We start from the raw sequence: 22,057 nt of genomic DNA, 5'->3' as shown, positions 1-22,057 counted from the left end.
TTATGGAGTACATTCTTTTCCTCGCTTGGCTTTCATTCATGTCCATTTTATTATATCGAGTTATAGTTGCTCGGAAAGAGCTTAGAAAATCCCTTAAAACAGAAAAGTAGACTTCAATTAGAAGTTTATAAAGAATAATGATAAGCCACTTGCTTATTGTTTTTCAATTGGTTGAAGTTTGTTTATGTGTAGACTTCGCCCTTTTGGGAAAATTCTATCTAAGCCATTTTCTAATAAGTACTGGTAGTAATAACAGGTCTAATACCAGAGCTGTTAAAAGGGTAATACTTACTAGTAATCCTATGGTTACACTAGGCGCATGCGCCGAAAAAAGTAGTATTAAAAATCCAAAGAACAGGGTTGTCGTGGTTATGATTAGAGCTCTACCCGTCTTTAAAAAGGTAACTTCTAGGGCAGCCTCCTTACTTAAGCCACCATCTCGGCTTAATTTGTATCTTCCTAAAAAGTGAATAGTGTCATCTACCGCAATGCCAAAAACAATGGCAAAAACAACTGAAATTGTTGATTCTAAAGGGATATTTAAATATCCTAACAATGCTCCCGCAAATAAAAGTGGAACCAAATTTGGTAGCAAGGAAATTAAAAGCAATTTCAGGTTTTTGAATAATAGTGCCATAATTAATGCTACCATTAATAAACCGGCCAGCAATCCAGAAATTAGGCTGTCTTGAATGTAATAGGAGTTTTTGTCTAGAAGTACACCACTTCCGGTTAGTTTAAATTTTACTTGACTAGAATCTGTTTGTGCTGCCGTAAATCTGTCAAACCTCTCATATAGTTGGTTTAAGGTGTCTGTGCCAACATCAAGTACCCTGGCTCTTATTCTAGATTTCGTTTCATTCTTATTTACAAATTTGGCGTATTGTTTACGGGCCATTTTATTAATATCTGCTTTATAACTTTCAAAAGTCACAGAGTCTTTAGGTAAAACAAAGAAATCTGATTTATTTAGGTTGTGTGCTTTGTGTAAGGTTTTGTAGAATGATGATATTGAATTTATGTTTTTAATAGGAGCTTCCGTTCTTAATTGTTGTTCAACTTTTTCAATTTGTTGAATTACGTCAAAGTCAGATATTTTGCTCTCGCCTTGAGTCATAACGGCAACTTCCAACGGTCTAAAACCCGAGTAATGGTCTTGAAAAAATTTGAAATCCGATGCAATAGTACTATTCGTGGGTAAACTCTCTTTTATTTGATAATTGGTATCTATTTTAGTGATTCCATAAGTACAAACCAAGGTAAATATAAGGCTACCATAGAGTATTGGGCGATGGTGTTTTTTGGTGTAGTTGTTTATGCCTGAAAGCAGTTTTGGCCATTTTTTTGAAGCCTCTCTTTTAGGTAATAAATATTCTTTCTTGGGGAGTAATATAAGTGCACTCGTCAGAAAAATAACGGTAACAAAAGCCGTTAGGACTCCAATAGCGGCGTTTAAACCAAAATCACTAATACTACTAGATTTGGAAGTTAAAAGCGAAGCGAAACCTATGGCAGTGGTTGCAGATGTTAAAAGGGTTGAAGTGCCTACTTCTTTAAGAGTAGACCAAAGTGCTTTCTCTTTGGGCAGTCCGGTTTTTAACTTGATTAGATAATCATCAACAATATGAATAACATCTGATGTTCCTACTATAAGCATTAAGATGGGGTAGAAAGCCGCCATGGCGTTCAGTTCCTTGCCCAATACAGATAACAGTCCTAAAAACAGTAATAGCGCAATGGTAATAGAGAATAGCGCAATAAAAACAATAAGTATTCTTCTATAAATAAGCAAAAGCACTAGAAATATAAGCAAAATTGAAGCGATGCTGGTTACTGTAACTTCATGTTTTTGCATAGCTACAAGGGCTTCATAGAAATACGTACGCCCAAGAAGATGATGGTTTTTAAGCCCATGTTTATTCAACAAAGACCTAACCTTGGTTAATAGGACAATACTTTGCTCATAATCAAGTTTATCTTCTGTTTCTAAGGCAAGGACTAGAGAAGTACCATTCTCATCTATTAAAGCATTTGTATAAAAGTTATCTTCTTTTAGTTTCTCAAAATCCGAAGCATATTTAGTGGAGTCGTTTATATGAATGATTGGTAGTTTTGTGTATCCAAAAGAGGTTTTCAACGGGTAAAAAAGAGTAGTAAGAGATTGAGATTGGGTTACGAACGGAAGTTTTTTAGCTTCTTTTGAAAGCGCATCAAACCGCTCTAAAAAAGCTTGGTCAAAAACCGTTGATTCATTCTCAATGGCAATAAGAAGAAAATTATCATCGGTTCCAAACTCTTCTATAAATTCATTATAAAATATAAGGTCAGGGTCGCCTTCTGGAAAAAACTGACTAAAATCAAAAGAGAATTTTAAGTTTCCTAAGGCTAGCACGGCAAAAACACTCAGAATACCAAAAATAACAAGTATGGTTTTCTTTAAGGCAAGTATTTTGTGCATATGAAATATTGAATAATTTATTATTGTGCTAAATTACCCATTCATAAATGATAATCAATTACTTTACTAAACATAAGGTAACTTAAAACCAAGAATGATCAACTTAAATAGAATAGTGCCATTCGTATTACTTTGCTTTTGTACAAATTTTATAATGGCGCAAAAAAAGACTAAGGTTAGTCAAGACTCCATTGTTGATCATTTAAAGATATCTGCTTTTCCTGTGGTATTTTACACGCCAGAAACTGCTTTTGGATTTGGAGGTATTGGTATCGCTAATTTCTGGTTGAAAGATGAAAAAAAGACAACAAGACCATCGTCTTTGCAATTAGGAGCTAGTTATACGACCAAAAATCAGATTTTGGTATATGCGCCTTTTGAATTTTATAAAGATGATGAGAAATGGCGTTTGTCCGGAGAGTTTGGCTTTTATAAATACTTCTATAATTTTTTTGGTGTTGGTATTGATAGTAGAGAAGAAGATGAAGAAACCTATGAAGTTACTTTTCCTAGAGTGCGGCTGGCTTTAATGCGAGAATTTTTACCTGATTTTTATTTAGGATTAGGCTATGAGTTTGATAGCTACAGTAGCCTTAGAATTGAGGAAAATGGAATTTTAGAAGCTTCAAACGTTCCGGGAAAGCAGGACGGTACCATTTCTAATGTGGGTTTGCAGGTATCCTATGACACTAGGGATAATAACTTTTTTCCCACCAAGGGATTTTATATTCAGGGTAACGTGTTTACTTCTAGTAAAATCTTGGGTTCTAGTTTTGACTATTCAAAGTTTGAGTTGGACAATCGTTTTTATCAGAAAGTAGGAGAGAAACAAGTTCTTGCTGCCAACGTGTTCGTAGGTAGCAGTAGTAAGAGTACCCCTTTTTATGATTTATTTTATTTAGGTTCCAAACGAACTAGAGGTATTAATAACAGAAGGTATCAGGATAATGCTGAGTTAAGTATGGCATTAGAGTACCGTTTTCCTATTGCAGGCAGATTTGGAGGTGCTGTGTTCGGTTCTTCAGGAACCGTTGCCCCAGCTTTAAATAAGTTACTTTCTTCGGCTTACAAGAATGCAGGAGGCATAGGGCTCCGTTATATTATAAATAAAAGAGATGGCGTTCGTATACGGGTAGATTATGGCATGTCTAATGAAGGAGGGAACTTTTATTTTACCATAAAAGAAGCATTTTAAAGGTCTATCCAGTTATCCAAATCTAGCGTCCAGTCATAATTGTTATACTTTAAATCAATTTTTTTGGTAGTAGAAATAATATCAAACTCTTTTAGAATATCCTTCACACCACTTTTACATCCAAAATCACCTCTAAACCAATTGAACAAAGAGGTTACGGCAACTTCTTTGGTTTGATCGTTGTAAATAGAAGTTTTCTTTAAGTATTTCTCTGTTCCCTTATCTAATTGTTCGTTTAAGTGCTCTGCACTATAGATAGCTACAGGCGGACAATCCTTTGCCCCACAATTCAACGCAAAATGCACTCTATAATCTCTGTCATCAACTCTTAGTTTACGCTCAAACTTATTCGGAAACCACTTTCTAACTAAGCCAAGACCTAATTTCCATTGAGATTTTCTAATAATACCGTGTTCTATTTTTTCAAAAGAAACCAGTCTACCTGCTATCGGAATCTGTTCAGCGCTAAAAAATGTTCTCCGGTCATTATATTTTTCTGGGTTTTCAGATAAAACAACTTGAATGTAGGCATTGTAAATATTTATCCAAAAAGCCAACTTTTTATCATCTGTGTTTAAACCTTCTTCAAGTTCTTCAAGTGTAGTGTTGTATAGTTGAGTCCGTATCTTATTAGTATCTTGATTGTTGCGAACTTTTATTAAAAATGATTCAGAGAAGGTGTTCAAATCCAAAATTTTAGAATTATCCACTTGTCCATATGAGGGAAAAACCCATATTACTAGTAAGAATAGAATAACAGGATATTTAAATGTGATTGCGCTCATGGGTTTTGCTTTAGAGTTGTAATATTGCTATATACGTAAAAGTTGAAGCGAGGGTTTGGTCGCATCTTTTTTTGAAACCTTTCTTTTAAAGTTACGTAGATGTGGTTACCAGGAGCAGCTTTATTGAATAATATATTAGCGCTTCAACAACCTATAAAACACTTTATGATATCTATTATTATACCTGCCCATAATGAAAGGCAGAATCTTTCAAAACTATTGCCATCACTTCTTGCGAATACCAGTAAGGTTGATGTTGAGGTAATTGTTGTGCTTTCTTGCGATAGTGAGGATGATGCAGAAAATTTAATTTCTGAATCATCTAACATAAATTTTATTAAATGCGAAAGAAAAGGCAGAGCCGTGCAAATGAATACAGGTGCTTCTTTAGCTTCTGGTAGTATTTTGGTCTTTCTGCACGCAGATGTGAAACCACCTGAGTCATTTTTGAAGGATATAGAATTTACTTTAAAGGATGATTATGAAGCTGGATTTTTTTCATACCGGTTTGATAAAAGAAGTTTTTGGTTGGATATAAATGCTTCTTTTACGGCTAAGGACGGTATTTTTACAGGAGGAGGAGATCAATGCCTTTTTATAAAAAAAGATACTTTTAATGCTTTAGGTGGGTTTGATGAAAATCAAGTTTTAATGGAAGATTTTGAATTCTTCAAGCGAATGAAAAAAAACAAAATACGCTATAAAATCATAAATAACGATTTAATTGTTTCGGCTAGAAAATATGAGAGTAATTCTTATTTGCGCGTAAACCTATCCAATTTATTACTTGTAGTTCTTTTTAAGTTGGGGTTTTCTTCGGAGAAACTTAAATCTATTCATAATAAACTTCTTAAAATGCCTTACCAGCATAACGCGTAATCACTTAAGAATGCAAAAAATTATAAACGGAATTCAACAGATAGGTATTGGTGTCACAGATGCAAATGCTGTTTTTAATTGGTATAGGGTGCATTTGGGTTTTGATATTATGGTATTCAATGATGTGGCTACCGCTAATCTAATGACCCGGTATACGGCAGGTACGCCAGAACAACGCCAAGCTATTTTGGCATTGAATATGACCGGTGGTGGCGGATTGGAGATTTGGCAGTTTAGAAATAGAAAGCCGCAGCCACCACAAAATTTAGTTCAATTTGGTGATTTAGGAATTAACGCTATAAAAATCAGATCAGCTAAAATAGAGCAGATACATAAGGCCCTGCAAAACTCTACCGTAACCGAGCTTTCTGAAATTTTAGAAGGAAATCATTTTTACTTCAAAGACCCTTGGGATAACTGGGTACAACTGGTTAATGAACATTATTATTTTGCTAATAAAGATAGCGATAGCGGAGGAGTTTTAGGGGTTATTATAGGAGTTTCCGATATGGATGCTTCGCTCTATTTTTATGATAAGTTACTTGGTTATGATACGGTTTCAAGCGATTTTTCCGGTGTTTTTGAAGAGTTTTCAAATAGAGGAGGAAATATATACAGGCGGGTTTTGCTTACACGAAGTAATAAACGCTCAGGCGGTTTTGGTGAATTATACGGTCCATCTCAAATTGAATTAATACAAGCATTAGATAGAGTTCCTGATATCATATTCAAAAATAGACTTTGGGGAGATTTAGGTTTTATTCATCTGTGTTTTGATGTATCTGGATTGGATGTTCTACGTCTTGAAGCAGAAAAAATAGGTCATTCGTTCACCGTAGATAGCGCCAATAGTTTTGATATGGGCGATGCAGCTGGCAGGTTTGCATATATGGAAGACCCAGATGGCACATTAATTGAACTGGTAGAGACCCATAAAGTTCCTGTATATAAGAAATGGGGAGTTTTTATCGACTTAAAAAAGAGAAACCCGCACAAACCTTTACCCAAGTGGATGGTGAAACTAATGGCTATACATAAGGTGAACAAAGATTTATAATTCCAGTTACGGAACTTTTATAATTTACTCGATAATTTAGATTAAATGCTCCTAGGTTTGCCTCGAAATAAAGGTGTATCCCTTCTAATGCTTCGTGGGCTTGCCCCGAGGTAGTTTGCTATCTACAAATAGAAAGAGCTTTACAAGTAAATGTAAAGCTCTTTTTAAGTTTAAGTGATACTACTTTAAGAAGATGCTACTGCCCCTAAAGTGTATAGCTGTTCTAAATTAGGTGATTCACTACCACCTGCGGGTTCAAGTGTAATACCAAACGCTTCCGTTTGGTTAGGATTGTCCAAAGTAAATACTTTGTTTTCGTCTTGAGCAAAATCCTCAAGAAGCCCCATACTTGTTGGTGTTAATGGATCTAATTTTAAAGACCATACTTGGTATACCATGCCATCTGGTGGTTCTGGCAATCCTTGAGCATCTATATATACTTTGTCTTCTGATTTATTCCAGTAGGCTTTGGCATACGATGTAGGTGAAACTTCTTGCCCTCCTAATGGAGTTAAGGTTACATCTTTATCTCTTAAGTTGTTCAATAGTTCGTTAGTACTGGCCAATGAGCCTCGCGCTTCAAAAATCTGTTGTTCCAGAAGTTGTTTTTCTTGCTCAACAACATTTATGTTAGATTTAAGTTCTGTGTTCTCATTATAGAACCATGCCAAACCAACGCCCAATAAAATAGCTGCAGCCCAACCTGTATACGTACTCCAATTCGATTTTTCTCTAGGAAATTGAACAACTTGGGTATCTTTTCTTTCTCCTATACGAACTTTAACGTCATCAAAACCTTTTCTTTTGGCAATTGATGGAGCTACCGATTTGGTCAGTTCTAATATAGAAGCTTCTATAGCCAATATCTCTTCTCGTATTTCTGTATACTCACGTGCATACTGAAATACTTCCATATTTTGTTCTTCCGTTAGCGTTCCCGCCACGTAAAGTTCCAAAATTCCCGATGCTATGTATTTGTCTACTTCCATTCTAATGTAACATTTTCCCGTAATTGAGAAATACAACTTCTATTTCTCGTTTTAACGGTACCTAGGGGAATATCTAATTCTTGAGAAGCTTCTGTTTGGGTATATCCCTTAAAATAAAGCATTTCAATGATTTCAAGACATTTTTCCTTTAGATTCAATACTAGTTTTTTAAGTGCGGAAGTGTCTATCTCCTCTTTATCTTCTTCAGGATTATCCGCTCTGTTCAAAATACCTACGAAGTAATCTGCGGACAGGTTCTTTTTTTGGTCTTTATAGGATTTTGAGCGCACTTTATCGATTGCCGCATTACGCGCAATGTTTAAAATCCAAGTAAAAAAGCGCCCTTTTGAAGCATTGTAGCTATCTGAGTTGTTCCAGACCTTTGCAAAAACGTCTTGAGAAATTTCTTCTGCTAAACCTTTGTCTTTTACGATGGTATGAACAACGCCGCATATATTTTCCCAATACATATCATACAGCTTCTCAAAAGCTAGAATATCCTTTTTTTGGAAGCGAACGACCAATGTATCTAAATCCATATATTTTATTAGTTGAGTTAAAGATAGAAAAAACCGCTCTTCATAGCGGTTTTTAATGTTAAAGTGTTGTTTAAGGTTATTTGGTAATGCTGGCACAACCAACTCTAGATCCAGCATCTCCACTTGGTTGAGATGTAAAATCATCTGAGCCTTGGTGTACAATTACCGATCTCCCTATAATGTTCTTAGTGTCATCATCGCAACCTATGCACCATTGGTCGGTAGAAAAATCTACCATGGCATTACCATTGGCATCGGCTTCAAAATTACCTATATCTCCTTTATGGTATCCTTTTTCATCTCCCCATTTACCATGGCGTTCGTCTACAGGGTTCCAATGACCACCGGCAGATTTTCCATCATTAGAAGAGCAATCGGCATTTTCATGAAGATGAATTGCGTGAGAGCCTTCTTCTAGTCCGGTGAATTCTGCTTTCATAACAACTTCATCATCGTTTTGAGTAAAGGTTATTTCACCTTTCATTTTGCTGTTATTTTTAGCGGTCATCAGTACGGTAAGAGATTCTCCCATAATATCTTCCTTCATTTCTCGGGCACTTGCTTCCATCTGGTCTACACTTTTGTCAAGTCCTTCTGTTGATGAATCTGCTGCATTTTTTTTAACTTCTTTGCAATTTACCATTGTCATGGCCAGTATAGCTATGGCTCCTATTTTTATATGTTTCATTGTTCTTGTATTTATGATTTGGTTGAAATGTAATAAGAAATTTGGGTGCTTTCAATCCTTACCATCGTATGCGGCATGATTCTAAGGTATTGAGTTAAAAAAAGGGAGTGCATTAAAAAATCCACTTATCAATATAATTTGATAAGTGGATTTTTTAAAGGAAGACTTAAATGTCTTTGTTCTGAAAGTCTAGTTTTTCTGAAGCAATACTTCTGCGTGAACCGCAACCTCGCTCCATGTTTTACTAACACCATCTTTACCCGTGTGCAAAGCTTCACAAGCTTTATTTATTGAAGCAACGGCATCAAGTGCGTCCCAGTTTTCAAGGTTCATAACACCATCAAAAGTAAGGGCGTTATCCGAAACAATTTTATGTGTAAGTGCTATATTTTCTGTATTTCCGTTTAACGTTACATCAATAGAACATGAGTTGTCCGCTGCAACTTTAAATACTCCAGAGATAAGCTCTGTGTTGTCCATTGCACCAAAGAAGAATTCCAAAATTTTTGGATCCCTTGTGCCCGTAGCGTCATTCGTAAACAAGCTACTTACAGGAATACTGAACTCAGTTCCGTTTAGAGCCTCAATAGCAGAACCGCCCTCACCAGCTTTGGTAATATTTATCTTTTTGAATTGACCACCAACCGGTAATTTATCAGAGGTTTTATAAGCGGTGAAACTAACCTTTGTAGAGTCTTGTACCAAGCTATAAGTTTCCGTTACAGCTTGTGCTTCTGTGCTTTGTTCAGTGCTTTCTTTTTTGGCGTCTTTACAGCTAAAAGCACCAACTAACAGTAGCCCAAGGGCTATAAGTTTAATTTTTTTCATGTTCACTGTGAATTTTTTAGGTTTGGCATCAAAGTTAAACATTCTTACAGCCAAATCAAGTTCGTTCTAAGACGATTTTAACACATAAAAACTTATATGCCCGTAGTTCTATTAATAAAGGCGAACAATGGGTTATTCCACTAATTTGGTAATGACCTGTGTTTCGTTGTGTAAGGTCTTGTGTACCGGACATTTATCGGCAATTTGAAGAATGCGTTTTTTCTGTTTTTCATCTAAATCTGCTGTAAGCCTTATATCTCTTTCAAAAGTATCTATTTTGGCTGCATCTGATTCACAGTCTGCACAATCTACTGCATGGCTTCTGCTATAGGAAGTATGAACCTCTATATTATCTATTTTCCAACCTTTTCTTTTGGCATACATCTGTACGGTCATAGCAGTACATGCAGATAGCCCTGCAGAAACAAATTCGTAAGGAGAAGGTCCAAAATCATTGCCTCCAACATCTTTAGGCTCGTCTGCGGTTAAGAAGTGATTGCCCACTTTCATTTGTGTAGTAAATCCTTCGGAATCATCTAGGCTTGCCACAACTTGATGTTTGGTTTTAGGTGTTTCCTGTTGTTCCGTATCTAGTGCTAAGTATCGCTTAGCCCACCCTGAGATAATCTCGCCAGCGTAAAAGGAGTCTTTTTTATCGGATAATAAATGGTCAGCATCATCTAGAGAGACAAAACTTTTTGGGTGATGTGCCGCTACATAAATTTCTTCGGCATTTTTAATTTCTACAGTGTTATCTTGTGGTGAGTGTAGAATTAGGATTGGTTTACGGAGTTTACCCAGTATTTGAGCGAGTGGCTTGTGTTGTAAATCATCTAAAAATTGTTTCTTAATGGTGAAATCCCTGCCACTAAGGTTAACTATCGCTTTTCCTGTCTCCTCAATCTCAGGAATTCCGCTTTGCAACAAATGTTCTATGTGAACAGGGTTAGATGGAGCACCTATGGTAGCTAGAGATTTTATAGAATCTATTTTTTCAGCAGCAAAAATTACGGCCGCACCACCAAGTGAATGTCCAACTAAAAGAGTAGGAGCTTTATAGTTTTCTTCTAAATAATGGGCAGCAGCGACTAAATCTTCAATATTACCGGAAAAATTGGTGTCAGCAAAATCGCCCTCACTTTCTCCTAAACCTGTAAAATCAAAACGTAATACGCCAAATCCGTTTGATGTTAACGCTTTACTGATATTACGAACAGCCGTGAGATTCTTATTACAAGTAAAACAATGGGCAAAAATGGCAAAATTGTGAGGATGTCTGTTAGCTGGTAATTCTAATCTGCCGACCAATTCTTGTCCGCTTTTGTTTTTAAAAGTAATTTTCTGAAGGTTCATGTTTGCCTATTTTTATTTTGACGGATAGAGAGGTTTGTATTAACTACCGTTATCGTCCTTTTTGAATATATCCCTTAAGTCGGGATTATATATGACACCTATCTGTAAACGGTCAAAATTTGCAGATGGAAAATGGTTTTTTAAATAGCCTGCCTGTACACTTAGATTATGGGTTACATTTACTCCTAGTGCCGCATACAAGCGGTTTTGGCCAAAAACATCATCTTGTAAGTTCAGAAAAATCTCATCATAAAAATTTAAGAAAAATACACTTGTTAACGGTAATGTTACTTGTAATCTATACCTAGCGCGGTGTTGCGTATCCGTTCTGTCTCCAAAATCTAGAAAGCGTTGTTCTAGCCTATATCTGTGTTCAAAAAGAAAGTCGCCAACTTTGTTTTTAAGGATAAGCTGTTCAAAAATACGATGTTCTTTGGAGTTGGTCTCGTCTGGAAATTCTTCAAAAGTACCATCTGTGGTTATGTAACCATATCCCATTGTAGCTATAGCATTAGGGTTTATATGATAGTTTAATCCGGTACGTAATAATAACTGATTAAAGTTTTTAGCATGTTCGTAATACCTTAATTGACCCTCTGTATGGATACTGAATTTATCAGAAACCTTATTGGTTCCAAAATACATATGCCACGTACCTAGGCTACTTTCTCCTGTTTCTTGGGCACTAGATAAAATTGTGCATACTAATGCTAAGCTGAGTAAAATTCGTTTCATTAAAGTTTAGGGATTGGGTTTTCCTGAGAAAACAAGTTGAGTTATTCGGAATAGCGATAAATATACCAAAACTTTAAATTATAATTCTTAAAAGCTTGTTAAGGACAAAGGGAGCATTTGTCCTCCAAGCAGAATTTTCGGTTTTTTAATCATGTCATAAAGCACTTTAATTTTTAGTAGTAATGAGATAAAAATTGATAAAAGAAAAGTCCTGCTTACCAATGACTATCAAACATTGAAAACAGGACTTTAAACAAAAAAAAGTACTTTCTATAAATTAATATTTACATAGACCGAAAGCCGGTTATGTAATTCCACCTTATCACTATTTAAGTTTTGACTAATTGGCAGCATTCCGGTTAAACCTAATGCGTATCTGTTATAGCTAGCCTCTACACTTAATTTTCCCAAGAAAATATCACCTTTTGTGTCGGCTACTTCAAAGCCTAATTCTTTATTGGTACCATAAATTTCTTCGGCAACGCCAATAATAGGAGTTAGGGAAACATCACCTACGTAATAAGTTTTAAATGCGTTGATGCCTAAATTTAATTGGTTTCCAAATTGATAATTCTTAGGGTTTTTAGTTTTTACGGTATAATTGACCATAGAGGTAATACCCCAGTTTCTATATGTAAAACCATAATTCATAGCAAGAATATAATCCCAACTACCATTACCTAATTGAAAACTAGGGTTTACACTTCCTTCGTTATTATCCTTGTCATATTTACCAGTTGGCATTTTAATTCCCCCTCCTAATTGTAGAAAATGTTGAGGTTTTATGGTTACAACGCTATCTGGTCTAGCTTTGATTAAATTATAGTAACCAAGTACACTAATATCACCTATACCATTAATGTTTTGCTCTGTATTATCCGGTAATATTCTGTTGTGAAATTGATAAGGAACTATAACATTTAGAATAACTCTTTTGGTAACCGGTATATTGGCCCAAGCCTGTACGGTATTGAAGTTTTCGGTTATCCAAGGAGAGTCTGCAAAAATACCATCACGGGAACGGTACTCTTGTCCAATATAACGTACACCTATAAAATTATTATTCAATCCGGTCCCGTAGCCCATACTGCCACCGCTACTTCCACAACCACACGTATCGCAAAAATCAAAATATTCACTATTGTAATACAGTAATTTTGCACAATCAATTGGGTCTGGGTCAATCGCTTTAGGATTGTCATTTCCATAAGAAAGCGTGGTGTTGAGACTTATACCTATTATGGTTATAAACCAAAACAGGATTCTAATATTCAGCAAATCGTTCGTCATTTATATAAGTTTCATCTGTTAATGTACCCAAAAAGGCCAGCAACGTAGTTTTTTCATTATCAGTTAGGGCAATTCCTAATTCACCGTCTTGTTTTAAAATGGGGTCCAAAGTAGGGGAGTCCGTTACTGAGTTACTATAAAAATCAAGTACCGCTTCTAAAGTGCCGAACCTACCATCATGCATATAGGGAGCGGTAAGTTCCACATTTCTTAGGCTAGGTACTTTAAATTTGTAACGATCAGTTGCATCTCCGCTTACTTCTTCTCTACCTATATCATTAAGAGAAGGGTTTGGTGCCAAACCATTGTTTCTAAAAGCGTCATCGCTAAAAAGATCTGAGGTATGGCAGGAGGCGCATTTGTTGGTAAAAACAGCAAAACCTTCTATTTCTTCATCGGTAAACGTTCCGCCTTCTTCTTGGCGTACATATTTATCGTATTTAGAATCTGCCGAAACCATCATTACCATAAATTGAGCAAGGGCTTTTAAAAAATTCTCGTTGTTTACTTCACCATCTTCAAAAGCCGAAGCAAATAGTTTTTGATACTCCTCATCACTTTTAATTTTAGTAAGAACACCACTTACCGTTTCCCCCATTTCTACTTCATTGGTAATAGGGATAATCGGAAATAAATCTAAATGATTGGTGGCGCCATCCCATGCAAATTCTTTCATGAATGCCGCGTTCTGAATGGCAGGTGTATTTCTAACTCCTTCTAAATCATCAATACCATGGCTAAATTGGTGACCATGATGGGTAAAGGCCGTTCGTTGTTCGTGACAAAACCCGCAAGAGATAAACCCGTTACTCGATAGTTGGCCATCATAAAAAAGTTTTTTACCTAGTTCAAAACCTATAGTTGTTGGCGGATTTGTCTCCAGGTTATAAACAGCATCTGGGAAATTAGAGGGCACAGAAAATTCTAAAGGTTCATTTATGGTCTCGTATGTATCATCAGAAGAATTACAAGACCAAAAAACCAGCGATAGAAGTGCCGTATATAGGGTTGCTTTAAGCATTTTAATCTAATTATGACAACCGGCTTTTGTGAAGCCGGTCGTCAATTATTGTAGACTTAATAGTCGGTCTAATTAGTGACCGTTACCATTGTGAATATGGTCAACTACGAACATTTCAGAAACATTAACTGCAATCTGAGGAGATTTTTCTGCATCTACCATGATTACAGACTTTTCAGTAAGTTCAATATCAGTAGTAGCACCTGCTAATATTTTTGAAGCATCGATTTTTAAGTGGATATTAGAGTCAATTCCATCTCCAACAACAACGTTTTCAGGTAGTGCTAAAGAAACCTCTTTGTAGTTATCAAGACTAGACCCATGACTACCCATATGAATTTTGAATTCGGTAGCTTCAGTTATTGTTTCTGAAGTAAATGTGCCTTCAAAGTTTAAAAACTTGTAACCTGCTTGCCATGACCACATCATGTTGTTTTCTTCGGCAACAGTTAGGAAGTCACCTTGACCTTCAGCTCCTTGTAGGTATTTTTCTTGATCAACACCAATTCCGAATTTTAAAGTAGTGTACTCACCAGCAGGAACATCTGCAAGGGCTACACGGTCTTCTTCATTTTCTTGGTTGATGATGAAATAGCTATCATCTTTAGCATAGGCAAACTCTTCTCCATCTTTGTTAACCAATCTAATATTACTTACAATATAATTAAAGCGGTTAACGGTAATGGATTCTCCGTTGGCATTCGCTGCATTTGCGGTACCTAAAACCAAGTCGTTACCATTAAAGCCATTGTCATAGGTTAGGGAAACTTCGCCACTTCCTGTTAGAGTTTCCTCACTGGTAGCATCGTCATCATTTGAACAAGAGGTCATAAAAAGAGCGAATACAGCAGAAAGAGTTAATAAAGAATTTTTCATCAGTAAATATTTTATAGATATGGATTATCTAAAGGCCTGTTATTTTAACCTATTTAAGGTAGGCTAGATAAATCCGTTTTTTAGAATTTTGTTTGTGAGACAATGTTTTACAACCGTAATTGGTTGAAACATGTCCATTTTGTCAATGACAGCATAGCTTCGGGTCTTTTTAGACTCAAATAAGCGTAGCTTGGATGTAGAAGGGTATTATGCCAATTCGGGCGGTTCAGAAATATCTGAAGTAAGAAGTGTGGATTTCAAATGGGAATCCATCTTAAAAATTTCTTTTTCTTGAAGGTCAATGACCAAATCAAAATTGATATTGAAAAGAGATTGAAAGTAAACTGTTTGCTGTATTTCTAATTTAGAACTTTTTTCTCCAAAAGGGTTTTTGCTGTTCTCTTCTGATTCTTTAGCAAGTTGCTTGGCGAGATAACATTTACCATCGCAATTAAGCATTGGCTTATCTTTATTTACACACAATACGTTTTTAATATAATCGTAGTTGGCAATATACTCGGCCACTGGCCAAAGTGGTTTGACCATCATTATAAAAGCTACGAAAAGTATTACGCATTGCTTCATTTGCCAAAAGTACTATCTTTTTTCTTTTAAGGAAATATAAACTCGTCAAAAATCTACAACCATCGCTTAATAAACCACTAGTTTTAAGTTGGTAAGAATCTAAAACTCGCAGGAACACTGAATCTCATTATATCTTTTGAAAAATTCCAAAAAGCTCATTCTCTTTTCTTGGAGGAATAGAATTGTAGCAACTTTCAAGAGTTATAGTTTTAAAAAACGGACTCAAATACTTCAAATAGATTTCTCTGTTGCCACCAAAAGGCCGTTTTTCCATATCGCCTGTTAAGGGAATATTAAACCAAACACCTACTAGTTTGCCTTTGGGTTTTAGAAGGGAGACCATTTTTTTGGCGTATGTATTTCGGTTTTGATCCGTGGGTACAAATGAGCAGAAGAATGTCTGTTCTAAAATAAGGTCATACTGCCCTTTATGTTCAAAGAAGTCTTCAAGTAGTAACTGCGTCTTGGGAAAATCAGGATTTCTTTCTCCAAACTTCTCCAAGGGAACTTCGGAAATATCCATCACGTAAATATTCTTGAATCCCTTTTTCCAAAGATACTCCGCTTCATAGGCATTACCTGCACCAGGTATTAAAATAGAAATACTCTTATCCGTTAGCTGATTTATGTATTCTTTAATGGGTGTAGAAGGATGGCCAATATCCCATCCCGTATTATTTTCTTCATAACGTTTGGTCCAATATGCACGCAAATTGTTCATCGTTTTTTTGCTGTGAAATTAATCCGAAATTTTCAATGACTATAAAATTTGGGTCAAAGTATATAAATTTTATCTCAAAATTGTATTTCTAACACTTCATTTTGGGCAATTCAATAGCTAATCATTACATTTAAAACTTGTTTCAAACTAAACCAAATATTTTCAAGCATTCCTTTATGAAAAAAGTAGTATTAATTATGGTCCTTGTTATGGGACTAGTCCTTGCCAGTTGTGGCGATGGTAGTCACAAGAGAGAAGGTAAACCTAAAGTTTTAGTTTTTTCCAAAACAGTGGGTTGGCAACACAAATCAATTCCAGCAGGTATTGCTGCTATCCAGAAACTAGGAAGCGAAAAAGGCTTTATGGTAGATACTACCAAAAATTCTGAACTTTTTAATGAAGACAATCTAAAACAATATTCTGCGATTATTTTTCTAAGTACTACGCTAAACGTTTTAGATGCCAAACAAGAGGCTGCTTTTGAAAGATACATTCAAGCTGGCGGTGGTTTTGTTGGCGTACACGCGGCGGCAGACACAGAATATGATTGGGGTTGGTATACTAAATTAGTGGGAGCTCAATTCAGAAGCCACCCAAAAGGTACGCCAGAAGCCGATTTTATAGTAACCGATAAAAACTTTGGTGCAACCGAATTTTTTACTGACTCCGTTTGGCATAGAAGTGATGAGATTTACAACTACAATAAATTAAACCCAGATGTTCATGTGGTGATGACCGTAGATGAATCTACTTATGAGGGAGGAACAAATGGAGATTACCACCCATTTGCTTGGTACCATGAGTTTGATGGTGGTAGGGCATTCTATACAGGTGCAGGTCATACAGACGAAACTTTCTCAGAAGACCTTTTCTTAAAACATTTGCTAGGAGGTATTAACTATGCGATTGGTAAGAATGAGGTTTTAGATTATTCCAAAGCTACTACACAAATTCCACCAGATGTGGATCGTTTCACAAAGAAACAGCTAAGCGTAGGTGAGTTTTTTGAACCTACGGAAATGGCGGTATTGCCAAATAATGATGTGCTAATTGCGCAACGTCGTGGTCAGATTGCCTTATATAGCGATGCTACTCAAGAACTTAAAGAAATTGCATCTTTAGATGTGTATTATAAGACTTTGAAGACACCGGGTGTTAATGCCGAGGAAGGTTTAATGGGGCTTCAGAAAGACCCTGATTTTGCAACGAATAACTGGATATATCTTTATTATTCCCCAACGGGAGATAAGTGGGTGAACCGTTTATCTCGTTTTCAATATAAGGATGGTGTTTTTGATTTGGCTTCTGAGCAAGTCATTTTAGATGTAGACTCACAACGAGAAATCTGTTGTCATACTGGTGGTTCTATCGCTTTTGGGCCAGATAAGTTGCTATACCTTTCAACAGGAGATAATTCTACTCCGTTTAATGAAAAAGGAGTGAAATATGTAAACAATGGGTACGCACCGTTAAATGATATTCCGAGTCGTGAGCAGTATGATGCTCGTAGATCTTCTGGTAATACTAATGACCTAAGAGGAAAAATTATCAGAATAAAAGTAAACGAAGACGGTAGCTATGATATTCCTGAAGGTAACTTATTTGCAGAGGGAACGGAGAAAGCACGCCCTGAGATTTATACTATGGGTCATAGAAACCCGTATCGTATATCGGTAGACCAAAAGAATAGTACATTGTATTGGGGTGAGGTAGGGCCTGATGCCCGTAATGATAAGTTTGAAACCCGTGGACCAAAAGGGTATGATGAAATGAACCGTGCTACCGAGGCAGGAAACTTTGGCTGGCCATTATTTATAGCGGATAATAAGCCGTATGTAGATTACGATTATAAAACAGGCGAAAGCGGAATTACTTTTGACCCGCAAAAACCCATCAACGACTCTAAAAACAACACAGGACTTCGTGAGCTTCCTCCTGCAAAAGAAGCTTATATCTATTATCCATATGTAGATTCTAAAGAATTTCCAGAAGTAGGTACAGGGGGTCGAAATGCTATGGCGGGGCCAACTTATTATTCAGATTTATACCCTAACGGAGGTGGTCTTCCTAATTATTTTGATGGTAAAACCATTATCTATGATTGGATGCGCGGATGGATGAAAGCGGTAACTTTCTTTGAAGATGGGACGTTCAACAAAATGGAACCTTTTGCTTCAGATATAGAAGTGAATAGTTTAATTGATATGGAGATGGGCCCTAATGGTAGAGTATACTTATTAGAGTACGGTAGTGGTTGGTTTACCCAAAATGAGAATTCGGCTTTAAGTTATATTGAATATAATGGAGGCAATCGCCCACCAGTTATAGATGATATGATTGTTGATCATACCTCAGGTAAATTACCACTTGCTGTTACTATTAAGGTTGATGCAAGAGATCGCGAAGAAGATGCTATTTCTTATGTATGGAACTTGGGCAATGGTGAAACCAAAGAAACTACTGAGCCACAGATTAGTCATACTTATGATACAGCGGGTCAATATAGAGTCTCTGTTGAAGTTAAAGATGCGCAAGGCGATGCGGCAACTAGTAATGTAATTTCTATTGTTGCAGGTAACTCCAGACCAGAAGTGGCTATTACTATAGATGGTAGCACCGTTTTTGAAAAAGGTGTTCCCGTAAAGTATGAGGTAAAAGCAACCGATGCTGATGGCGATGCTATTGATTCAAAAAATATTTTTGTGTCTGTAGATTATCTGGAAAGCTTTGATGAACAAAATATGTCATTGGGTCACCAACAAGTTTCTGCATCAGTTATGGGTAAAGCGTTAACGCAGGGAATGGATTGTAAAACCTGTCATAAAGAAGCAAGTCCATCTATTGGTCCAAATTATAAGGCTGTCGCCGATAAATATAAAAACGACAAGAAAGCAAAGTCTTATCTACAGAAGAAGATTGTTGCCGGTGGTGGTGGTGTTTGGGGTGAAGTTGTAATGCCAGCGCATCCTAATATTACAAAGGATGAAACCAGACAAGTTGTTGAGTACATCATGTCTTTGGCAGATACAGGAGAGAAGGCAAAATCGCTTCCAGCTTCTGGTAGTATAGTGCCTAAACCTACTAAAGATGATAAGGTAATGGTTATTACCGCAAGTTATACAGATGAAGGTCAAGAAGGAGCCATCCCGCTTACCGGAATGAAAACTGTTGTTCTGAAAGAAAAAGGAACGGATAAACCTGAGTAAAACGTTTCTTTACAATAGAAAAGCGGCCCACATGAAAATGTGGGCCGCTTTTTTTATAGAGTATACTCAATTATTTCATCTCTTTGTGGTCTACATAATAATTGCGATCTACTTCTAAAGTAGAGAGGTCGCCGTCTAGTTCTTGTGTTTTCCATTCTACTGTAGGGCTAAGAGTATGTGCCTTTTCATCAATCCAAATGCTAAGTGGCATGTGAAAACCATCAACGATATTTGAGTATCGGTATTTTACCTTATTTCCATCAATCTTATATTCAAAAACAGGAGTTTTGGTAGTGCGTAAATACTGGTCAAATACTTTGGAAAGGTCTATTTCAGTTTTCTCCGAGACATAATCTTCAATCTGCTTTGATGTCACAGTCTGAAGGTGAAAATCAATATTTAGTCCACGTAAAACCTGGCGCCATTTTTCGTCATCGTTTACCAACTGTCTTATGGTATGTAACATATTGGCACCCTTAAAGTACATGTCTCCAGAACCTCTACTATTAACGTTATACGTTCCTATAATAGGTTTGTCATTTTTTATATTCTTACGTAAACCGATTACATAATCGGCTGAAGCCTCTTTGCCATAGTAATAGTCTATAAAAATGTTTTCCGTATAGGTGGTAAAGCTTTCATGAATCCACATGTCCGCAATATCTTTATAGGTGATATTATTGGCGAACCACTCATGACCCGCTTCGTGAATGATAATATAGTCGAATTTTAATCCATGACCCGATCCGGAAAGGTCTCTTCCCATATACCCTTTCATATACTGGTTTCCGTAAGTAACAGAACTTTGGTGCTCCATTCCCAGATAGGGTACTTCCACCAATTTAAAACTATCTTCGTAAAAAGGGTAGGGGCCGAACCAATGCTCAAAAGCCTTCATCATTTTTGGAGCATCTTTAAAATGCTCTTTTGCCTTTTCTAGATTATCACGAAGCACATAGTAGTCCATATCCAGAGGGCCTTTTTCTCCCTCGAATTTTTCCCCAAAATGTACATAATCACCAATGTTGATGTTTACACCGTAGTTGTTTATGGGGTTGGCAACAAACCAGTGGTAGGTATTGGTGTCTTTATCTACTTTTCTCAATCTCCCGTTAGAGACATCCATTAACCCCTTTGGCGTTTTTATGCTGATGAGCATACTATCTACTTCGTCATACATATGGTCCTTGTTGGGCCACCAAACACTGGCACCCAGGCCTTGGTTGGAAGTAGCAACAAAGTCTTTTCCTTTGCTATCTTTTTTCCAAGAAAAACCACCGTCCCAAGGTGCGCGTACCGCTTCTTTTGGATGCCCGGAGTAGAACACTTTTATTTCATTGAAATCACCCTTTTTCTGTTTTTTCTTTAATTGTACAAAATGGGCATTTCCGTTATCTACAACCTCAAGTTTTTTTCCGTCTTGTGTCACCTTTTCAATAGTAAGAGGTGGTTGTAAGTCAACTTGCATTACCTGGTTTTTCTCCAACACTTTATAGCGAATAGTATTGCTACCTGAAATGAATTTTTTATCCGGGTCTACAGACACATAAAGATGATAATAGTTGAGGTCCCACCACTCGCGTTGAGGGGTGATGCTTCCACGTAGGGTATCTTGTTCTGTAAATTCTTGTGCAAAGGTTGAGGTGGCAACCATTAGGAGCGTTACTAGAGTTATCCGTTTCATTGTGATTTGATGTATGAAAATGAAAATAAGCTCAATATAGTAGTTTGTATAATTTTGAGGAACTTCTTTTAAGAAATTTTAATCTTAAAACCCTATAAGTTTAATACTTAAACGGTGTTTATAGAGCCGGAAATAGAGCAAGATTGTTTTAAGGTATTGTAAATGGTTCCAAATTTTTCAATATTCTTTTTTAGAAGCTCTGTATTTAACTTTTTGTCATTGCTGTAAATAGTTAATTTATATATTATTTTATCCATTCTAGGAGGGTTCTCAAGCCGACTAGCATTCACTTCAAGTAAAGTTTTGTCATAGCTAAACTTCATCATAACCGAAAACCGCTCTACGTTTTTAAGTATACAAGCGGCAAACGACGTCAAAAATAATTCGGCAGGATTTGGTAGGGTTTTAGACGTAGTCCCGAAATTTATATGCGATTCTCTTATATGAACCATGGCATCATCATTGGAAAAGGAAGAAGCTTTTATATGATAATTCATAACATTCTTTTGTTAATTTGTATCGTAAAAATAAGATGTAACTCTCTTGAAAAATGTGATAAAAGTCAGGTTTATCTTAAGTTTTAGACGTAATTACTTCTAATATGATTGCCATTGGGAGAATGAGATGGTTGGAAGTAGAGTTAATTTACTGAAGCTTATAAGAATAAGAATTTCATCAGATCAATAAAGTTAAGATCTCTACTCAGTTTTTTTTAGATGGTCTATAATACCACTTCTAAATACAGTCTTTAAAGTTCTTTCGGGTTTGTTTTCGTAACCGACTATAATGGAGCTGTGTACAATCATTTTTTTGAAATCAAAAACCAAGGTCAAATAGTCTTTTTTTCCAGCTTCATGCCAATTGATTAAGTAAAGGTCGTCACCAATTATACGGGATCGGTAAGGAATGTCCTGGTTTCCATTTCCTTTTGCAGGTCCGGCTACCCATTCATACTTTGCTTTACCATTGTTAAATTCCATATGAATGGCGGTTCCATTCTGATATTGAAAATTGAGCGAATACCCATCTATAAAGTGTTCCGGTACTCCAAATTCAAATTTATTCTCTACTGATGTGTTGTTTTGCGAAAAAGCAAATACAGTACCTAATAGGGCAAGACAAACGCATGTAATTAATTTCGTTTTCATTTTCTTTAATTAATATTTGC

At 36.3% G+C, this 22,057-nt stretch carries 20 protein-coding genes; 4 read left to right on the top strand and 16 right to left on the bottom strand.

All coding sequences use genetic code 11. The annotated features are described in order from the left end of the window. Window positions 1-214 precede the first annotated feature (214 nt). Window positions 215-2,458, bottom strand: a complete 2,244-nt coding sequence (locus IWC72_RS19435) for an efflux RND transporter permease subunit (protein ID WP_194530938.1) — start codon at window positions 2,456-2,458, stop codon at window positions 215-217. 154 nt (window positions 2,459-2,612) lie between these two features. Here IWC72_RS19435 and IWC72_RS19430 point away from each other — a divergent pair, with 154 nt between their 5' ends. Continuing rightward, window positions 2,613-3,653: a BamA/TamA family outer membrane protein gene (locus IWC72_RS19430; RefSeq protein WP_194530937.1), complete on the top strand. Its 1,041-nt coding sequence runs from the start codon at window positions 2,613-2,615 to the stop codon at window positions 3,651-3,653. Here the strand turns inward: IWC72_RS19430 and IWC72_RS19425 are convergent. Then, window positions 3,650-4,438 carry a DUF547 domain-containing protein gene (locus IWC72_RS19425; RefSeq protein WP_194530936.1) on the bottom strand — a complete coding sequence of 263 codons (789 nt, stop codon included), beginning with the start codon at window positions 4,436-4,438 and terminating at the stop codon, window positions 3,650-3,652. The two genes, IWC72_RS19430 and IWC72_RS19425, sit on opposite strands and share 4 nt — an antisense overlap. Before the next feature lie 99 nt (window positions 4,439-4,537). On the opposite strand from IWC72_RS19425, the gene IWC72_RS19420 reads away from it, so the two are divergent. Together IWC72_RS19420 and IWC72_RS19415 are read left to right on the top strand one after the other, a co-directional pair. After that, window positions 4,538-5,317 (top strand): TIGR04283 family arsenosugar biosynthesis glycosyltransferase, encoded by a 780-nt coding sequence (locus tag IWC72_RS19420; RefSeq protein ID WP_226979640.1) that lies wholly within the window; start codon window positions 4,538-4,540, stop codon window positions 5,315-5,317. Between the two features lie 10 nt (window positions 5,318-5,327). Further along, window positions 5,328-6,374 carry a VOC family protein gene (locus IWC72_RS19415; protein ID WP_194530935.1) on the top strand — a complete coding sequence of 349 codons (1,047 nt, stop codon included), beginning with the start codon at window positions 5,328-5,330 and terminating at the stop codon, window positions 6,372-6,374. Between the two features lie 185 nt (window positions 6,375-6,559). Here the strand turns inward: IWC72_RS19415 and IWC72_RS19410 are convergent, their stop codons facing one another. From IWC72_RS19410 to IWC72_RS19360, 11 genes are all read right to left on the bottom strand, one after another. After that, a complete protein-coding gene (locus IWC72_RS19410) occupies window positions 6,560-7,363 on the bottom strand; it encodes an anti-sigma factor (RefSeq protein WP_194530934.1) in 804 nt (267 codons plus the stop codon). Further along, the gene (locus IWC72_RS19405) at window positions 7,354-7,902 is read right to left on the bottom strand and encodes an RNA polymerase sigma factor (protein ID WP_194527825.1); all 549 of its coding nucleotides are present in this window, start codon (window positions 7,900-7,902) and stop codon (window positions 7,354-7,356) included. Before IWC72_RS19405 ends, IWC72_RS19410 begins: the two co-directional genes overlap by 10 nt. A gap of 76 nt (window positions 7,903-7,978) precedes the next feature. Then, entirely contained in the window at window positions 7,979-8,590 is a 612-nt protein-coding gene (locus IWC72_RS19400; protein ID WP_194530933.1) for a superoxide dismutase family protein, read from the bottom strand. 189 nt (window positions 8,591-8,779) lie between these two features. After that, on the bottom strand, window positions 8,780-9,418 hold the full coding sequence (locus IWC72_RS19395; RefSeq protein ID WP_194530932.1) for a hypothetical protein: 639 nt from the start codon (window positions 9,416-9,418) through the stop codon (window positions 8,780-8,782). Between the two features lie 132 nt (window positions 9,419-9,550). Continuing rightward, complete coding sequence (locus IWC72_RS19390; RefSeq protein WP_194530931.1) at window positions 9,551-10,771, bottom strand: bifunctional alpha/beta hydrolase/OsmC family protein; 1,221 nt, start codon at window positions 10,769-10,771, stop codon at window positions 9,551-9,553. A 39-nt stretch (window positions 10,772-10,810) separates the two neighbouring features. Beyond that, complete coding sequence (locus tag IWC72_RS19385) at window positions 10,811-11,506, bottom strand: DUF2490 domain-containing protein (protein ID WP_194530930.1); 696 nt, start codon at window positions 11,504-11,506, stop codon at window positions 10,811-10,813. A 270-nt stretch (window positions 11,507-11,776) separates the two neighbouring features. Beyond that, complete coding sequence (locus IWC72_RS19380) at window positions 11,777-12,796, bottom strand: transporter family protein (protein WP_194527820.1); 1,020 nt, start codon at window positions 12,794-12,796, stop codon at window positions 11,777-11,779. Beyond that, entirely contained in the window at window positions 12,771-13,817 is a 1,047-nt protein-coding gene (locus IWC72_RS19375) for a cytochrome-c peroxidase (RefSeq protein WP_194530929.1), read from the bottom strand. The genes IWC72_RS19380 and IWC72_RS19375 overlap by 26 nt, the downstream gene beginning before the upstream one ends. Window positions 13,818-13,889: 72 nt before the next feature. Further along, the gene (locus tag IWC72_RS19370) at window positions 13,890-14,693 is read right to left on the bottom strand and encodes an MbnP family protein (RefSeq protein WP_194530928.1); all 804 of its coding nucleotides are present in this window, start codon (window positions 14,691-14,693) and stop codon (window positions 13,890-13,892) included. A gap of 207 nt (window positions 14,694-14,900) precedes the next feature. Beyond that, window positions 14,901-15,278: a hypothetical protein gene (locus tag IWC72_RS19365; RefSeq protein WP_194530927.1), complete on the bottom strand. Its 378-nt coding sequence runs from the start codon at window positions 15,276-15,278 to the stop codon at window positions 14,901-14,903. Window positions 15,279-15,405: 127 nt separating this feature from the next. Continuing rightward, complete coding sequence (locus IWC72_RS19360) at window positions 15,406-15,999, bottom strand: methyltransferase domain-containing protein (protein ID WP_194530926.1); 594 nt, start codon at window positions 15,997-15,999, stop codon at window positions 15,406-15,408. Window positions 16,000-16,175: 176 nt separating this feature from the next. On the opposite strand from IWC72_RS19360, the gene IWC72_RS19355 reads away from it, so the two are divergent. Beyond that, complete coding sequence (locus tag IWC72_RS19355; RefSeq protein WP_194530925.1) at window positions 16,176-19,205, top strand: ThuA domain-containing protein; 3,030 nt, start codon at window positions 16,176-16,178, stop codon at window positions 19,203-19,205. Between the two features lie 70 nt (window positions 19,206-19,275). Here IWC72_RS19355 and IWC72_RS19350 read toward each other — a convergent pair whose 3' ends face one another. The 3 genes from IWC72_RS19350 to IWC72_RS19340 all read right to left on the bottom strand — a co-directional run bounded on the left by IWC72_RS19350 (window position 19,276) and on the right by IWC72_RS19340 (window position 22,037). Next, window positions 19,276-20,889 (bottom strand): M1 family metallopeptidase, encoded by a 1,614-nt coding sequence (locus tag IWC72_RS19350; RefSeq protein ID WP_194530924.1) that lies wholly within the window; start codon window positions 20,887-20,889, stop codon window positions 19,276-19,278. Between the two features lie 107 nt (window positions 20,890-20,996). Continuing rightward, window positions 20,997-21,386, bottom strand: coding sequence for an OsmC family protein (locus IWC72_RS19345; protein ID WP_194530923.1), 390 nt, complete (start codon window positions 21,384-21,386; stop codon window positions 20,997-20,999). Between the two features lie 201 nt (window positions 21,387-21,587). Next, window positions 21,588-22,037, bottom strand: a complete 450-nt coding sequence (locus IWC72_RS19340; protein ID WP_194530922.1) for a MoaF-related domain-containing protein — start codon at window positions 22,035-22,037, stop codon at window positions 21,588-21,590. Between the last annotated feature and the right edge of the window lie 20 nt (window positions 22,038-22,057).

Origin of the sequence: Zobellia roscoffensis (assembly GCF_015330165.1) — a bacterium.
Lineage (GTDB): Bacteria > Bacteroidota > Bacteroidia > Flavobacteriales > Flavobacteriaceae > Zobellia > Zobellia roscoffensis.
The sequence above is the reverse complement of the archived record's forward strand: the minus strand, read 5'-3'. Positions and strand labels throughout refer to the sequence as shown.

Coding starts and splice junctions, on each gene's coding strand:
- IWC72_RS19390 (WP_194530931.1), bottom strand. CDS start 10,771: ATGAACCTTCAGAAAATTACTTTTAAAAACAAAAGCGGACAAGAATTG.
- IWC72_RS19415 (WP_194530935.1), top strand. CDS start 5,328: ATGCAAAAAATTATAAACGGAATTCAACAGATAGGTATTGGTGTCACA.
- IWC72_RS19420 (WP_226979640.1), top strand. CDS start 4,538: ATGTGGTTACCAGGAGCAGCTTTATTGAATAATATATTAGCGCTTCAA.
- IWC72_RS19380 (WP_194527820.1), bottom strand. CDS start 12,796: ATGACGAACGATTTGCTGAATATTAGAATCCTGTTTTGGTTTATAACC.
- IWC72_RS19360 (WP_194530926.1), bottom strand. CDS start 15,999: ATGAACAATTTGCGTGCATATTGGACCAAACGTTATGAAGAAAATAAT.
- IWC72_RS19430 (WP_194530937.1), top strand. CDS start 2,613: ATGGCGCAAAAAAAGACTAAGGTTAGTCAAGACTCCATTGTTGATCAT.
- IWC72_RS19345 (WP_194530923.1), bottom strand. CDS start 21,386: ATGAATTATCATATAAAAGCTTCTTCCTTTTCCAATGATGATGCCATG.
- IWC72_RS19385 (WP_194530930.1), bottom strand. CDS start 11,506: ATGAAACGAATTTTACTCAGCTTAGCATTAGTATGCACAATTTTATCT.
- IWC72_RS19395 (WP_194530932.1), bottom strand. CDS start 9,418: ATGAAAAAAATTAAACTTATAGCCCTTGGGCTACTGTTAGTTGGTGCT.
- IWC72_RS19375 (WP_194530929.1), bottom strand. CDS start 13,817: ATGCTTAAAGCAACCCTATATACGGCACTTCTATCGCTGGTTTTTTGG.
- IWC72_RS19425 (WP_194530936.1), bottom strand. CDS start 4,438: ATGAGCGCAATCACATTTAAATATCCTGTTATTCTATTCTTACTAGTA.
- IWC72_RS19400 (WP_194530933.1), bottom strand. CDS start 8,590: ATGAAACATATAAAAATAGGAGCCATAGCTATACTGGCCATGACAATG.
- IWC72_RS19355 (WP_194530925.1), top strand. CDS start 16,176: ATGAAAAAAGTAGTATTAATTATGGTCCTTGTTATGGGACTAGTCCTT.
- IWC72_RS19365 (WP_194530927.1), bottom strand. CDS start 15,278: ATGAAGCAATGCGTAATACTTTTCGTAGCTTTTATAATGATGGTCAAA.
- IWC72_RS19435 (WP_194530938.1), bottom strand. CDS start 2,458: ATGCACAAAATACTTGCCTTAAAGAAAACCATACTTGTTATTTTTGGT.
- IWC72_RS19340 (WP_194530922.1), bottom strand. CDS start 22,037: ATGAAAACGAAATTAATTACATGCGTTTGTCTTGCCCTATTAGGTACT.
- IWC72_RS19410 (WP_194530934.1), bottom strand. CDS start 7,363: ATGGAAGTAGACAAATACATAGCATCGGGAATTTTGGAACTTTACGTG.
- IWC72_RS19350 (WP_194530924.1), bottom strand. CDS start 20,889: ATGAAACGGATAACTCTAGTAACGCTCCTAATGGTTGCCACCTCAACC.
- IWC72_RS19370 (WP_194530928.1), bottom strand. CDS start 14,693: ATGAAAAATTCTTTATTAACTCTTTCTGCTGTATTCGCTCTTTTTATG.
- IWC72_RS19405 (WP_194527825.1), bottom strand. CDS start 7,902: ATGGATTTAGATACATTGGTCGTTCGCTTCCAAAAAAAGGATATTCTA.